Origin of the sequence: Halomonas faecis, from assembly GCF_010993975.1 — a bacterium.
GTDB classification, from domain to species: domain Bacteria; phylum Pseudomonadota; class Gammaproteobacteria; order Pseudomonadales; family Halomonadaceae; genus Halomonas; species Halomonas faecis.
The window spans coordinates 165,915-179,824 of sequence record NZ_JAACZO010000058.1 but is presented as its reverse complement, the minus strand read 5'-3'; the positions used below and the strand labels follow the sequence as shown (position 1 = coordinate 179,824).

Annotated in this window: 11 protein-coding genes; 4 read left to right on the top strand and 7 right to left on the bottom strand. The window is 64.7% G+C overall.

Features of this window, described 5'->3' with window-relative positions; translation table 11 throughout:
- On the top strand, positions 1–1,167 hold the full coding sequence (gene nspC, locus GFD32_RS18865) for a carboxynorspermidine decarboxylase (protein ID WP_163578115.1): 1,167 nt from the start codon (positions 1–3) through the stop codon (positions 1,165–1,167).
- A gap of 137 nt (positions 1,168–1,304) precedes the next feature.
- Complete coding sequence (locus GFD32_RS18860) at positions 1,305–2,591, top strand: aspartate kinase (protein WP_163578114.1); 1,287 nt, start codon at positions 1,305–1,307, stop codon at positions 2,589–2,591.
- Positions 2,592–2,611: 20 nt separating this feature from the next.
- Here GFD32_RS18860 and GFD32_RS18855 read toward each other — a convergent pair whose 3' ends face one another.
- From GFD32_RS18855 to GFD32_RS18825, 7 genes are all read right to left on the bottom strand, one after another.
- Positions 2,612–3,736: a Gfo/Idh/MocA family protein gene (locus GFD32_RS18855; RefSeq protein WP_163578113.1), complete on the bottom strand. Its 1,125-nt coding sequence runs from the start codon at positions 3,734–3,736 to the stop codon at positions 2,612–2,614.
- A gap of 175 nt (positions 3,737–3,911) precedes the next feature.
- On the bottom strand, positions 3,912–4,814 hold the full coding sequence (iolE, locus tag GFD32_RS18850; protein ID WP_163578112.1) for a myo-inosose-2 dehydratase: 903 nt from the start codon (positions 4,812–4,814) through the stop codon (positions 3,912–3,914).
- A 71-nt stretch (positions 4,815–4,885) separates the two neighbouring features.
- Positions 4,886–6,733, bottom strand: a complete 1,848-nt coding sequence (gene iolD / locus GFD32_RS18845) for a 3D-(3,5/4)-trihydroxycyclohexane-1,2-dione acylhydrolase (decyclizing) (protein WP_163578111.1) — start codon at positions 6,731–6,733, stop codon at positions 4,886–4,888.
- Position 6,734: 1 nt separating this feature from the next.
- Entirely contained in the window at positions 6,735–8,681 is a 1,947-nt protein-coding gene (locus GFD32_RS18840; RefSeq protein ID WP_163578110.1) for a bifunctional 5-dehydro-2-deoxygluconokinase/5-dehydro-2-deoxyphosphogluconate aldolase, read from the bottom strand.
- Positions 8,682–8,838: 157 nt separating this feature from the next.
- Positions 8,839–9,699: an ATP-binding cassette domain-containing protein gene (locus GFD32_RS18835; protein WP_163578109.1), complete on the bottom strand. Its 861-nt coding sequence runs from the start codon at positions 9,697–9,699 to the stop codon at positions 8,839–8,841.
- 1 nt (position 9,700) lies between these two features.
- Positions 9,701–10,831 carry an ABC transporter permease gene (locus GFD32_RS18830; protein ID WP_163578108.1) on the bottom strand — a complete coding sequence of 377 codons (1,131 nt, stop codon included), beginning with the start codon at positions 10,829–10,831 and terminating at the stop codon, positions 9,701–9,703.
- Positions 10,832–10,883: 52 nt separating this feature from the next.
- Entirely contained in the window at positions 10,884–11,822 is a 939-nt protein-coding gene (locus GFD32_RS18825) for a sugar ABC transporter substrate-binding protein (RefSeq protein WP_163578107.1), read from the bottom strand.
- Between the two features lie 207 nt (positions 11,823–12,029).
- Here GFD32_RS18825 and GFD32_RS18820 point away from each other — a divergent pair, with 207 nt between their 5' ends.
- Together GFD32_RS18820 and iolG are read left to right on the top strand one after the other, a co-directional pair.
- Positions 12,030–12,893, top strand: coding sequence for a MurR/RpiR family transcriptional regulator (locus GFD32_RS18820; RefSeq protein WP_163578106.1), 864 nt, complete (start codon positions 12,030–12,032; stop codon positions 12,891–12,893).
- Between the two features lie 15 nt (positions 12,894–12,908).
- On the top strand, positions 12,909–13,904 hold the full coding sequence (gene iolG / locus GFD32_RS18815) for an inositol 2-dehydrogenase (RefSeq protein ID WP_163578105.1): 996 nt from the start codon (positions 12,909–12,911) through the stop codon (positions 13,902–13,904).
- The last annotated feature ends 6 nt before the right edge of the window (positions 13,905–13,910 follow it).

Here is a 13,910-nt window from a genome sequence, read left to right as displayed (position 1 = left end):
ATGGCGAACGCACGCGAGCAGGGCCTGGACTTCGACGTCCAGGCCTGCCCCTCTCCGGCCTATGTGGTGGACGATGCCCTGCTGCGCAAGAACCTGGAGCTGCTCGGGCAGGTCCAGGAGCGCAGCGGCGCACGCATCCTGCTGGCGCTCAAGGGCTTCGCCATGTGGGACTGCTTCCCCCTGATCCGCGAATACCTGGTGGGCACCACGGCCAGCGGCCAGGACGAGGCGCGCCTCGGCTTTGATACCTTCGGCGGCGAAGTGCACGTCTACTCGCCGGCCTTCGGGGATGCAGAAATGGACGTCGTGCTGCGCTACGCCGACCACCTCAGCTTCAACTCGCCGAGTCAGTGGCGGCGCTTCCGCGAGCGCATCGCGGCGGCGCCGCGCCGGGTTTCCTGCGGCCTGCGGGTCAACCCGGAGCACTCCACCGGCGCGGTGCCGCTCTACGACCCCTGCGCGCCGGGCTCGCGGCTCGGCATCCGGGCCGTGGATCTCGAGCCGGAAGACCTGGAGGGTATCGAGGGGCTGCACTTCCATGCCCTGTGCGAGCAGAACAGCGACGCTTTCGAGGAAACCCTAGCAGCCTTCGAGGCACGCTTCGGCCACTACCTGGCGAGCCTGCGGTGGATGAACTTCGGCGGCGGCCACCACATCACCCGCGCCGACTACGACGTCGAGCGGCTGGTGCGAGTGGTCCGCGACTTCAAGTCACGCCACCCGCACCTCACCGTCTACCTGGAGCCCGGCGAGGCCATCGCGCTGAATACCGGCTATCTGGTCTGCTCGGTGCTGGACATCGTCGACAACGACGGCCCCATCGCCATCCTCGACACCTCCGCCACCGCGCACATGCCCGACGTGCTGGAGATGCCCTACCGCCCCGAGATCGTGGGTGCCGGCAAGCCGGGCGAGAAGGCCCACACCTATCGCCTGGGCGGCCAGACCTGCCTGGCCGGCGACATCGTCGGCGAGTACAGCTTCGATGCGCCGCTGTCGATCGGTGACCGCCTGGTGTTCACCGACATGGCTCACTACACCATGGTCAAGAATACCACCTTCAACGGCATCCGCCTGCCGTCGATCTGCCGCATCGACGAGGCGAGCCGCACGGTGCGCACGGTGAAGACCTTCGGTTACGTGGACTACAGGCAGCGACTGAGCTGAGCCGAACGCCGCCAAAGAAGCCCCTCGCGGGGCTTCTTTCATTTCCGGCACCGGTTTTTCGGCCACGACACCGCGTCCCTTCCCCGCTGCGCCTGCGGCCTCTATGGTAGTGGAAAGCCACTGCACAGGAAGCCGTGATGCCCGAGGTCTACAAGTTCGGCGGCGCCTCGATCCAGGACGCCGACGCCATTCGCCACCTGGGCGAGCTGCTGACCCGCCACGACCTGCGCCCCCGCGCCCTGGTCGTCTCGGCCATGGGCAAGACCACCAACGCCCTGGAAGCCCTGCTCGACGCGGCCCGTTCCGATGACACGCATGCCTATCGCGAGCGGCTCGAGGCGATCCGCCAGGCCCACCTGAGGACGGCGGAGGCTCTGTTCGGCGCGGACTCCATCACTGCCGCCGCCCTGGAACGGCTGCTCGACGACCTGGATGCCGCCCACCGCCACGGCAACGCCGACTATCCCGTTCACTACGACCGGACAGTGGGCTTCGGCGAGCTGCTCTCCACCACTCTGGTGGCCGCCTGGCTCAACGAGATCGGCATCGCCACCCACTGGTGCGACGCCCGGGAACTGATCATCACCGACGATCATCACCAGGCCGCCGAAGTCGACTGGACCGAGACCTGCAGGAGGCTCGTCGAGCTCGCTGACCGAGAGGGCGGGCTGCTGCTGACGCAGGGCTTCATCGGCGCCACGGTCGAGGGTGTGACCACCACGCTGGGCCGCGAGGGGTCCGACTTCAGTGCTGCCATTCTCGCCCACTGCCTCGACGTCGAAGGCCTGACCATCTGGAAGGACGTGCCGGGGCTGTTCAACGCCGACCCGCGGCGCTTCGACAATGCCCGCCAGATCGCTCGACTCAGCTATGGCGAGGCCGTGGAACAGGCCTGGCACGGCGCCAAGGTGATTCATCCGCGCACCCTTGCACCGCTGCAGCGCAAGTCGATTCCGCTAACCGTGCGCTCCTTTCTGGAACCCGATGCCGCGCCGACTCGCATCGGTTCCGAGGCAGGCGACGGTGACCGCCAGCCCGCCTGCATCCTGCGCGACGACCAGGTGCTGCTCGATGTCGCCCCTCACGACTTCAGCTTCATGGACGAAGCTCGTCTCGGCCGGGTGCTCGCCTGCCTGGCCCATCACGGGCTGCACGCCAACTTCCTGGAATGCGAGGCGATGCGCCTGCGCCTGGCCATCGACGATAAACCGGCGAAACGTCAGGCGCTGCTGAGCGAGCTGAGGGAAGAGTACCGGATCGAGTGCCAGGCCGGGTTGACGCTGCTCACCGTACGCCACCCCAGCGACGCCCTGCTGCAGACACTCAGCGGGGGCATGGCAAGGGTCGCCGAAATGCGCAGCGCCACCACCGCCCAGCGGCTCTTCCCGGGCGAGGAGTGCCCCGAACGCTGGCGACTGCCGTAAGCGGCTCGCTCGAAAACTCGTCAGATCTCGACCCAGCAACCCCGTGAATGGGAGGCTTCAATGGCATCGATCATGCGATTGATCCGCCAGGCCTCGCGGAAGTCTGGATATAGCGGCCTGTCATTGACGATCCCCTCGACCAGATCGCGAATCTCGATGATCTTCTGGTCGTTGTAACCCAGTCCATGCCCCGGGGCTGGGCTGAAGGCCGCATAATCGGGATGCTCGGGGCCGATCAGCAAGGTGCTGAACCCCCGGCGCCCCTCCGGTCCTGCATGCCTGTAGAGCTGCAGTTCGCTCATGCGCTCCTGGTCGAAGAGGATCGAACCCTTGGTGCCGGTAAGGGTATAGGCCAGCCCCATCTTGCGTCCGGTGGCCACCCGAGAGGTTTCGATGTTGCCGATCAAGTCGCTGTCGAAACGTAGCAGCGCCTGGGCCTGGTCGTCGTTCTCGACCTCTCCCAGGCCGCCACTGCCGCCGGGCACGGGACGCCTGGGAATCACCGTCTGCAGCTGGCCGAACACCTCGCTGATGCGTTGGCCTGTGAGGTATTCCGCCATGTTGAGGATATGCGATCCCAAATCGCCAAGTGCCCCGGCACCAGCGGTGGCTCGCTGAACATGCCAGTCCAGCGGCTTTTCAGGATCGCTCATGTAGTCTTCATTGTGGCGGCCGCGGAAGTGAACCAGCTCGCCGATCTCGCCGCTCTGAACGATCTCCCGGGCCAGTTGGGTGGCCGAGTTGCGGATGTAGTTGAAACCTACCAGGGTCTTCACGCCAACCTTTTCGGCCGCCTCGACCATTTCCCGAGCCTCGGCGGCAGAGAGCGCCAGTGGTTTCTCGGTATAGACGTGTTTGCCCGCAGCAATGGCAGCCAACGCCATCTCCTTGTGCAGGAAATTCGGTGCGCAGATATCCACTACATCGATGGCGGGATCCTCGATCAGGGTCTTCCAGTCACCCGTGGAACGGGCGAAACCGAGTTCGCGAGCCTTTCGCGCAGCCAGCTCATCATCGACCTCGGCAAGCAGATCGCAGACCGGCATCGCGGGCAGGGAGAAAACCGTGGGAGTGGCCTTGAGCGCAATGGCGTGAGCCTTACCCATGAAACCGGTGCCAATCAGGCCGATATTGAGCGTCTGCATGATACGTGTCCTCATTCCTACCCAGCCACACCAGCCGTCGCGGGTGAAGAGCGCCATGCATTGCCGAATTCACGAGCGTTGATCGTCTCGAACCGCATGACCAACGCTCGTCGCTGGGCCATCGCTAGAGTTGCCCAGAACATTCGTCGAGGGAGACGCCTCTCGAACTCGCGCATCACTTGGTGATGCAAAGTCCCGCCTCGTCGCAGAAACGCTGGAGATTGTCATGGCCCAAGCGGGCATAGGTCAGCGGATGGGCCACGGCGGGATCCTGCTCCGCCTCGACCACCACCCAGCCCTCGTAGCCGCTCTCGCGCAGGCCCTCGAAGAGGGTCGTGTAGTCGATGTGGCCGTCGCCCGGCACCGTGAACATGCCTTTCAGCACGCCGTCCAGGAAGCTGAGATCGCGGTTGCGGACCTCGGCCAGCACCTCCTGGCGGATGTCCTTGCAGTGCACGTGATTGATGCGTTCGGCATAGCGTTTCTGCACGGCGACCGGTTCGCCACCGGCGCCCACCAGGTGGCCGGAGTCCAGCAGCAGGCCGACGGACGGCTTGGTCTCCGCCATCAACCGGTCGATCTCCTCCTCGGTTTCGATCACCGTGCCCAGGTGATGGTGGTAGGCAATGCGTACGCCCTGCTCCAAACAGTGATCGGCCACTTGGTTCAAGCGCGGAAGGAAGGTCTGCCACTCCGCTTCGCTCATGCGCGGGCTTTGGGAAAGCGGCACGTCGCGCTGGCCGTGCACGCAGTGGGTGACCTCGCAGAACACCATCGCCTTGGCGCCCAGTGCCTTGAGCAGGTTCAGGTGTGGCTCGAGCGCCTCGATCTCCGCCTCGGCCGTGCGAGTCAACAGTTCGCTGCTATACCACCCGGAGACCAGGGAGAGACCGTGCTCGTCGAGGATCGGCCCCAATACCGTGGGGTCACGGGGGAACTTGTGACCCAGTTCGAAGCCGGAGAAGCCGACCTGCTTGCCCTCGGCGAGGCAGATTTCCAACGGGGTATCACCGCCCAGCGACGGCATGTCGTCGTTGGTCCAGGTCAGGGGGTTGATGCCCAAGCGTACGGCGGACATGGCAGGCTCCTTGGGGGCAAGGAGTGGCTTGCCCCAATGCGTGGTTGATGATCGGTGACTAGGGGGATGGATCAGCGATGCTGGCGCCGCTTGGCTTCGCGATAACCTGCATAGGCCACTTCGACCTGCTTGCGCCGTGAGACTTCCGGTACCGCCACTTCCCACCAGGCGCCGCCCTCGGCGGTACTGGGCAGCGGATCGGTATCCAGAGCGATGACATAGGTCGTGCTGGCGTGACGAGCGCGTACCAGGGCCTCTTCCAGCTCCTTGATGCCGCGCACGCTTTCGGACTGGCAGCCCAGGCTCTTGGCATGGGCGGCGAAGTCCATCTTGGGGGCGCCTTCGGGCACCGTACGACAGTCCTCGAGCAAATTGTTGAAACCGGCACCGCCGGTCGCCTGCTGCAGGCGGTTGATACAGCCGAAGCCACGATTGTCGAGCACCACCACCACCAGCTTGTGCCCCAGCATCACCGAGGTGGCGAGCTCCGAGTTATGCATCAGGTAAGAGCCGTCACCCACCATCACGAACACCTCACGCTCGGGGCGGGCCATCTTCACGCCCAATCCGCCGGCGATCTCATAGCCCATGCAGGAGTAGCCATACTCCACGTGATAGCTACCGGGGCCCGAGCACTGCCACAGCTTGTGCAGCTCGCCAGGCAGGCCGCCGGCAGCGCACACTACGGTGCCGTCCTCACCGGCCTGGCGATTGACCGCCCCGATCACTTGCGCGTCAGTTGGCAGCTCCGCTTCCACGCCGGCGGTGACGCGAGCCACCACCTCCGCCCAATCGTGTTTGAGGCTACCGGCTCGCTCGCGCCAAGCATCGGAAGCCCGCCACTCGGCCAAGCTGGCGTCCAGCGCCGCGAGGCCATCGAGGGCGTCGCCGATCAGTGGCAAGGCATGATGCTTCAAGCTGTCGAAGCGGCCCACGTTGAGCGCCACCAGGGCCAGGCCGTCGCGTTCGAAGAGTGCCCGGGAGCCGGTGGTGAAGTCCTGCAAGCGGGTACCCACCGCCAGGATCAGATCGGCCTCCACGGCCAGGCGGTTGGCCGCCTCGCTACCGGTGACGCCAATGCCTCCCACCGCACAGGGATGAGCATCGGCCAGCGCTCCCTTGCCGGCCTGGGTCTCGGCCACCGGCACACCGTGGGCCTTGGCGAAATCGGCGAGGCGCTCGCAGGCTCCGGCATAGTGCACTCCACCGCCGGCGATGATCAGCGGACGTTCTGCGCGGGCAAGGGCGGCGATGGCCGTCTCCAGCTCGCGGGGGTCCAGCTGGGGGCGCCGGATGCGATGTACCCGGGGCGCGAAGAAGCCTTCCGGGTAATCGTAGGCGAAGGTCTGCACGTCCTGGGGCAGCGCCAGAGTCGCCGGCCCGCAGTGCTCGGGGTCGAGCAGGGTGGCGATGGCCTGAGGCAGGCTGGACAGCAGCTGCTCCGGGCGAGTGATGCGGTCGAAATAGCGCGACACCGGACGGAAGCAGTCGTTGACGGTCACGGTCGGGTCGCCGAAGTGCTCCACCTGCTGCAGCACCGGGTCGGGATCGCGGGTAGCGAAGGTATCCCCGGGCAGCAGCAGGATGGGTAGACGGTTGGCATGGGCCAAACCCGCGGCGGTCACCATGTTGGTGGCCCCCGGCCCGATGGAGCTGGTGGCCGCCATCACCCGTCGCCTGCCGTTGGCCTTGGCAAAGGCGATGGCAGCATGAGCCATGGTCTGCTCGTTGTGGCCACGTAGGGTCGGCAGTTCCTCTCTGACATGGTAGAGCGCTTCGCCCAGGCCGGCCACGTTGCCGTGGCCGAAGATGGCGAAGACGCCTTCGAACAGCGGAAACTCCCGCCCCTCGTGCTCGATGCGCTGGGCCGCCAGGTACTTGACCAGAGCCTGGGCCATGGTCAGACGTATGGTGCTCATATCAGGCTTCCTCCAACTGTGGGGCGATACGACGCAGGTGCCGCCACTCCTGAATCAGTTCGGCATAATTGTCGGCAACACGGGTCACCAGCTCCGCATCGCCGATGCGGCCCGCCAGCCACTCACGGCTGGCCGCGGCGAACAGCGTGCGCCCCACGGTAAATCCCTTGCAGTGGGGCTGACGGGCAGCTGGGGCGAAGCCGCGCTTCAATTCCTCCATGGGCGCATCGAGGCCCAGCAGCACCACGCCACGGCAGTGAGGGTCCTCCACGTCGAGGATGCATCCCACGGCGTGCCAGGCAGTATCGGAAAGCGCCGGAAGCTTCCACCAGTCGGGACGAATCCCCAGGTTGTAGAGGCGCTGAAGGCTGCGTGGCAGGGTGGTGTCATCCACCGCCATACCAGCCGGCGGAATCACCTCCACCAGCAGCTCCAGGCCATTGGCGCAGGCCGCTTCGTAGAGCTGACGCAGGCGTGCTTCCTGCTCTAAGCGCAGTTCGATGGCATCGTCCGGATGATAGAACACCAGGCACTTGATGATGTGCTCGGCCGGCCAGTGCTGCAGTCGGCTACCCAGGTCGTCACCGTACTGGAAGCGCAGTGGGCGTGAGCCCGGCTGCTCAACCGGGCGGCCGATCCACCAACCGCGACCGCTGGCCGCGTTGAGAGCCTCCTGGCCCAGCACGTCGTCCACCAGAATCGCCGGCTTGTCCAGTCCGCCGCGCTGAGCGCCCGCCTCGGCGGCTCGAACCAGCAACCGCTTGAGGGCCGATAGGCGCACAGGATCGGCATGCTCGTCGCGAGCCATGTCGGTGAGCTGGCGGCGGTGATCGAAGGCCAGCCCGCATACCTCGGGCCACTCGGCTGGCACACGGGTTGTCACGCGATGCAGGTGGTTGAGACGAACGTCCTTGTCGGGACGCGGCACCTCACCGCGACGCGCCAAGTAATCGAACAGCTCCTCCTCGGTGGGCATCGCCGGTGCGCAGCCGTGGCGCGAGACGACAAGGGCCCCGCAGGCATTGGCATAGCCGGCACTGACCTCCCAGCGCTCCCCACGCAGCCATCCTCTCAAGAGACCGCTCATGAAGGCGTCGCCGGCGCCCAGCACGTTGAGCACCTCGACCTCGACGCCCTCCACCAGGATGCCGTCCTCGATGCGCTCAGGGATCTCGCCCTCGACGACCACGCAGCCCTGGGCGCCGAGCTTGCACACCAGAGTCGCCCCGGTGACCCGGCGCACTGCACGCAAGGCTTCGAGAGTGTCGGTGCTGCCACCGGCGATATGAAATTCTTCCTCGGTGCCGACGATCAGGTCGAAGTCGGGAAGCCACGCCTGTAGGTCGGTAGTGACCGTCTCATCGGCGATGAAACGCGTCTCACCGTCGCCGGGCGTGGTCAGCCCCCACAACACCGGGCGATAGTCGATGTCCAGTACCCGCTTGACGCCATGCTCGGCGGCCGCGTCCAGCGCCTTGCGACAGGCACGACGGGTGATCTCGGTGGAAAGATGGGTCCCCGTTATGGCCAAGGCACGGGCTCGGCCGATGAAAGTGGGGTCGATGGCCTCATGGTCGATGGCCATGTCGGCACAGTCGCGGCGGTAGAAGAGCAGCGGAAAGGTGTCACGATCCTTGAGCGCCAGCAGCACCAGGCCGGTATGGCGCTCCGGATCGGTTTGCAGTGCCGTGGTATCGACGCCCGCGCGCTCGAGCTCCTCGCGCACGAAGTTTCCCATCTGTTCGTTGCCGACGCGCGAGAGCATGGCAGACTTGAGTCCCAGCCGTGCGGTGCCATAGGCCATGTTGCCGGAGCTGCCACCCAGGTACTTGGAGAAACTCGAGACGTCCTCCAGGCGGCAGCCGATCTGCTGTGCATAGAGGTCGACAGCGACGCGGCCTAAGCAGATCAGATCCAGAGGTCCGTTGTCGGCATTCATCTCTTGCATAGTGATTCTCCGCGTCGCTCGTCATGCGGCGCCCATCGGGCCGGCGTTCCGGCTAGCGCTACGACGCCATTCCATTAGAAAAGTGTTGAAGGGTGAAGGGAGCGTATCCAGCGCCTTGGTTCATCGCCCAGCTCCAGGGAAACGTTGCGTGCTCACCCTATGCGCCGGAGGCGCTCGACGCTCCCTGCAGGGCCGCAGCACTCTCACGATTCGCTTTACGTTCTCTGTCGCTGTGCTGGAACTCGGCCAGTTCGGCATCGAGGCTTTCCATCTCGGCACCACCAGCCATCATGTTGAGCACTTCCTCGCGGGAGATGTCTTCCTTGCGGAAGGTGCCCAGGCTGCCGCCGCGCGCCAGAAGGGTGAAGGCATCGGCGACCGGAAAGGCGTGATGAACATTGTGGGTGATGAAGATCACCGCCAGGCCATCGGCCCGCGCCTTGGCGATATAGCGCAGCACTACCGAGGCCTGCTTGACCCCCAGCGCCGAGGTCGGCTCGTCCAGGATCAGCACCTTGGCACCGAAGTAGACCGCCCGGGCAATGGCCACGCACTGACGTTCCCCGCCGGAAAGAGTGCCGACCGGCTGACTGGGGTCGCGCACGTCGATGCCGATCTTGGCCATCTCCTGCTTGGCGACATGGTCGGCATACTTCCAGTCGATGCGCTTCAAAGGGCCCCAGCCAACGGTCGGCTCGCGCCCCATGAAGAAATTGCGAGTGATGGACATCAGGGGAATCATCGCCAGATCCTGGAAAACGGTAGCGATACCGGCGTCCAGAGCATAGGCCGGTGACTTGAAGCGCGTCGGCACACCGCCCAGCAACATCTCGCCATGGGTCGGACGATGAACACCCGAGAGGGTCTTGATCAGGGTCGACTTGCCGGCGCCGTTGTCCCCCAACAGGCACATGACTTCACCGGAATAGACTTTCATCGAGATGTCACTCAGGGCGATGACGCTGCCGAAGTGCTTGCTGACGTTGCGCATCTCGATCATGGGCATGCGATCGCTCATCTCACTTGGCCTCCATCGCCTTCTTGCGCATGTAATTGTTGAACAGCACGGCCACCAACAACATCGCGCCAAGAAAGACCTGGAACCAATCGGTATTGACGCCGGTGTAGAAGATGCCCATCTGCACCATGCCGAATATCAGCGCGCCGAGGGCGGCCCCGATGGCCGAGCCATACCCGCCGGTGAGCAGGGCACCACCGATGACCACCGCGATGATCGCCTCGAGCTCCTTGAGCAGGCCGCGAATGGTGTCCGCCGAGCCGGTGTCCATCACCTGAAGACAAGCGAAAATGGTCGCGGAGAGAGCCGTGAACATGAACAGCGAGATCTTGACGCGATGCACCGGCACACCGGAGTTACGCGCGGCACTGGCATCGCCGCCGCTGGCGAATATCCAGTTGCCGTAGGGAGTGAAGAGCAGGATCCAGGTCGCCACGGCGGTGAGGCCAAGCCACCAGACGATGGAAACCGGAATGCCGGTGACCACCGGATTGCCGGCGAAGTTGGTGTCAATCCAACCCTGAGAGGCCATCCACGCAAACAGCCCGGTGGCCACTTCCCCGGAGAACAGGCCAGCGAACCAGTCCCCCGGAATGTGATCGTGCACGCCGCCCACTTGGGTACGCCCGGTCAGCAGGCGGCTGATGCCGATGGCCAGGCCACGCAGAATGAACAGAAACCCCAAGGTCACGATGAACGACGGCAGGCCCGTCTTGTTGACCAGGTTGCCATTGATCCAGCCCACCAGAGCCGCACAAGAGAAGGCCAGAAGGATCGCCGCCCACAGGGGCCAACCATACTCCACGGCGGGAATGGCAATCAGGATACCCGCCAGTCCGATCATCGAACCGATGGAAAGATCGAACTCACCGCCGATCATCAACAGTGCGGCGGCGGTCGCGATGATGCCCAACTGCGCCGACACTTCGAGAAAGTTGATAATGCCGGCCGGCGTGAACATGCCGGTGCCGCTGGCTGCAACGATGAAGAAAGCGAGCACCAGAACGGTCCCAGCCAAGGCACCCAGCTCGGGGCGACTCAGGGCCTTTTTCCAGAACGACACCTTTTGGAGGCGCTCGTCCCGTGGCTCCACCACCGCAGTGGCAGAATGGGAGGATGAGTTGGAATTCATGACGGCCGACTCCTGGGGCCCGGACGACCGAGCCCGTTCGGTTACGTGGATCTCAGCGGATGCCCTGCTCGCTCAGTTCGATGACCTGGGCCGCATTTTCCTGGGTCACGAACCCCGGGCCGGTGGGTACATCGCCGGCAGGAAGCAGGCCGTTCCTGGCGTACTGATCGAGGAACATGACCGGCAAGTAGCCCTGAAGGTACTGCTGCTGGTCGATGGCAAAGTCCAGCTCGCCCTTCTCCAGGCTCTCCAGGATGCCGGGTGAGAGATCGAAGGTGCCGAGAGTGAACATGTCGGTAGCACCCTGCTCGCGCATGGCCTGAATCATGGGTTCGGCAGCCAGAGCCCCCAGGGTCAAGATGCCGCGCACATCGCTGTTTTCGTTGAGATAGGCAACGATTGCGTTGCGGATCGCAGTCGGATCATAGGTGGTCGCCAGCTGCTCGGCGTTGCCGTCGAACCCCTCCAGAAAGCCGTCACAACGCTGATCGAGCCCCTGGTTACCTTGCTCGTGGTTGACGCATAGGCCCTTCTCGACCCCCATCTCCTGCATGCGCTCGGCGGCCTGCTTGCCCGCCTCGTATTCGCTCTGCCCGATATGCAGACGGGTCCCGTAGTGGTGCGCGACATCGCCCCCGGAGTTGATGGTGATCACCGGAATGCCATTGTCGGCGGCCCGCTGAACGACCCCGCCCAGCGCATCCTCGTCGGTAAAGGAGACGATCAACCCGTCAGGGTCCGAGGCCACCGCCGCATCGACCAGCTGCTGCATCTTGGCCATATCGAAGGAGGAGGGTGCTCGATACTCGAGCTCGGCACCAACGAGGTCGGCAGCCGCTTCTGCTCCGTTCTTGACCACGGACCAGAAGGGGTCGGAGGGAACGCCATGGGTCACCATGACGAAGCGGTTCTCTTCCTGTGCGTGTGCCGTGCCGGCCATGAGCGCCGCAGCGGTGGCCGAGGCCAGCAGCCAATGGGATAGACGTGCCATGGGTGAACTTCCTCTTTCGCTTATCATTGTATGAATCGTTGCGTCAACGCAGTGACATAATGGAATATAGATTCCACATAGACATTTCTTCAAACTTTTTGTTCTCTACTTTGGTATAATTAGAACATACGTTCTAAATCTTCTAGACTGCCAGCAACGTCACTGCCAGCCTTTGCGCCCGACGGCACGGGCTAAGGAAAAGACCCAATGAGTGAGATTCCGCAGGACTACAGTCAGTTGGAAGCGCGCATCACCACCGACTACCCGTCGCTGAGCCGTCGACTGCAGCAGACGGCTCGCTTCCTGCTGGACCACCCCCAGGAGGTCGCCTTTGCGACGGTGGCCAAGCTAGCTCAGCGGGCCGGCGTTACCCCCTCGACGTTGATCCGTTTCGCCAACAACTTCGGCTTCTCGGGTTTCTCGGAGATGCAACAGCTGTTCCGCGTTCGGCTGGTGGACGAACTGCCCAACTACACGGAACGTATCCGCGCCGTGCGCAGTGCCACCGGCGAAACGCCGGACAGCACTCAGCTACTGTGGGAGTTCGCCGAGGCCAACCGAGAGGTGCTGGAACAGCTACCGGGGCGCATCGATCCCTATCAGCTGGAGCGCGCCTTGGATATCTTCGAGCAAGCCGAGACCATCCATGTCATGGGGGCAAGGCGAAGCTTCGTGGTGGCCAGCTACATGACCTATGCGCTGCATCACGTCGACAAGCGCGCGTTCCTGATCAACGGCCTGGGAGGAATGTACGGCGAGCAAGTCAAAGCCATCGGTAACCACGATGCCCTGCTAGTGGTGAGCTTCTCTCCCTACGCCAAAGAGACTCGCGACCTTGCCACCGAGGCTCGAGAGCGCGGCATCCCACTGGTGGTGATTACCGACTCCAACCTCAGCCCGCTGGCCCGCATCGCCGATGTCTCGCTGGTGGTGCACGAAGCAGAGGTCAAGAGCTTCCGCGGCCTGACCGCCTCACTGTGCCTGACCCAGACGCTAGCCATCGCCCTGGGCGTTCGTCAGGACAAGGCCCGCGACCGGCCGGCACCGGACGACAGCATCGAACACGCATAACCGAGGATAGCTCCTATGAGACTCGCCCTGATCGGCGCCGGCCGCATCGGCAAGGTTCACGCCCGGGCCATCGATGCTCATCCCGAAGCGACCCTGGCCGCCGTGGCTGACTACCATACCCCGGCCGCCGAGGCCCTGGCCGCCGACTACGGCGCTCGGGTGCTCGACGCCGATGCCGTCTTCGAGGACGCCGAGATCGACGCCGTACTGATCGCCTCCAGCACGCCCACCCACGCCGACTACCTGGAGCGGGCCGCCCGTGCCGGCAAAGCGGTGCTCTGCGAGAAGCCCATTGCCCTGGACCTGGCCCGTACCCGCGATGCCCTAAAGGTTCTGGATGCCCATCCAGTGACCTGTGCACTGGGCTTCAACCGCCGCCACGACCCGCAGTTCGCCGCTCTCAAGCGCGCACTGGCGGAGGGGCGGATCGGCGAGCTGGAAACGCTCTCCATCATCAGCCGCGACCCGGCACCGCCTCCCGCTGAATACATCGGCGCCTCCGGCGGCATCTTTCGCGACATGACGATCCACGACTTCGACATGGCCCGCTGGCTGCTCGACGAACCCATCGCCGCCGTCAACGCCGAGGGAAGCTGCCTGATCGCCCCGGGCATCGGCGAGGCCGGCGACGTGGACACCGTCATGGTCACCCTGGTCACGGCCAGCGGCCGGCTCTGCCACATCAACAACTCGCGCCGCGCCAGTTACGGCTACGACCAACGCATCGAAGCCTTCGGCAGTATCGGCATGCTCCAGGCCCAGAACGAGACCGAGACGCGCCTGCGCTTCACCGGCAAGCCCGGCCAGATCGAGGAGAAGCCACTGTGGTTCTTCCTGGAGCGCTACGCCGCGGCCTACAGCCGTGAGATCGGCGACTTCGTCGACGCCTGGCAGCAGGGACGCGCCCCCCTGGCCGCTGCCGATGACGGCCTGGAGGCCCTACGCCTGGCCGAGGCCGCCGAACGCTCCCTGCGCAAGGGGCGCCGCATCTCGCTGGATTCCATTGACTGATTCGAC

Coding starts and splice junctions, on each gene's coding strand:
- GFD32_RS18825 (WP_163578107.1), bottom strand. CDS start 11,822: ATGGCACGTCTATCCCATTGGCTGCTGGCCTCGGCCACCGCTGCGGCG.
- iolD (WP_163578111.1), bottom strand. CDS start 6,733: ATGAGCACCATACGTCTGACCATGGCCCAGGCTCTGGTCAAGTACCTG.
- nspC (WP_163578115.1), top strand. CDS start 1: ATGGCGAACGCACGCGAGCAGGGCCTGGACTTCGACGTCCAGGCCTGC.
- GFD32_RS18840 (WP_163578110.1), bottom strand. CDS start 8,681: ATGCAAGAGATGAATGCCGACAACGGACCTCTGGATCTGATCTGCTTA.
- iolG (WP_163578105.1), top strand. CDS start 12,909: ATGAGACTCGCCCTGATCGGCGCCGGCCGCATCGGCAAGGTTCACGCC.
- iolE (WP_163578112.1), bottom strand. CDS start 4,814: ATGTCCGCCGTACGCTTGGGCATCAACCCCCTGACCTGGACCAACGAC.
- GFD32_RS18820 (WP_163578106.1), top strand. CDS start 12,030: ATGAGTGAGATTCCGCAGGACTACAGTCAGTTGGAAGCGCGCATCACC.
- GFD32_RS18860 (WP_163578114.1), top strand. CDS start 1,305: ATGCCCGAGGTCTACAAGTTCGGCGGCGCCTCGATCCAGGACGCCGAC.
- GFD32_RS18830 (WP_163578108.1), bottom strand. CDS start 10,831: ATGAATTCCAACTCATCCTCCCATTCTGCCACTGCGGTGGTGGAGCCA.
- GFD32_RS18835 (WP_163578109.1), bottom strand. CDS start 9,699: ATGAGCGATCGCATGCCCATGATCGAGATGCGCAACGTCAGCAAGCAC.
- GFD32_RS18855 (WP_163578113.1), bottom strand. CDS start 3,736: ATGCAGACGCTCAATATCGGCCTGATTGGCACCGGTTTCATGGGTAAG.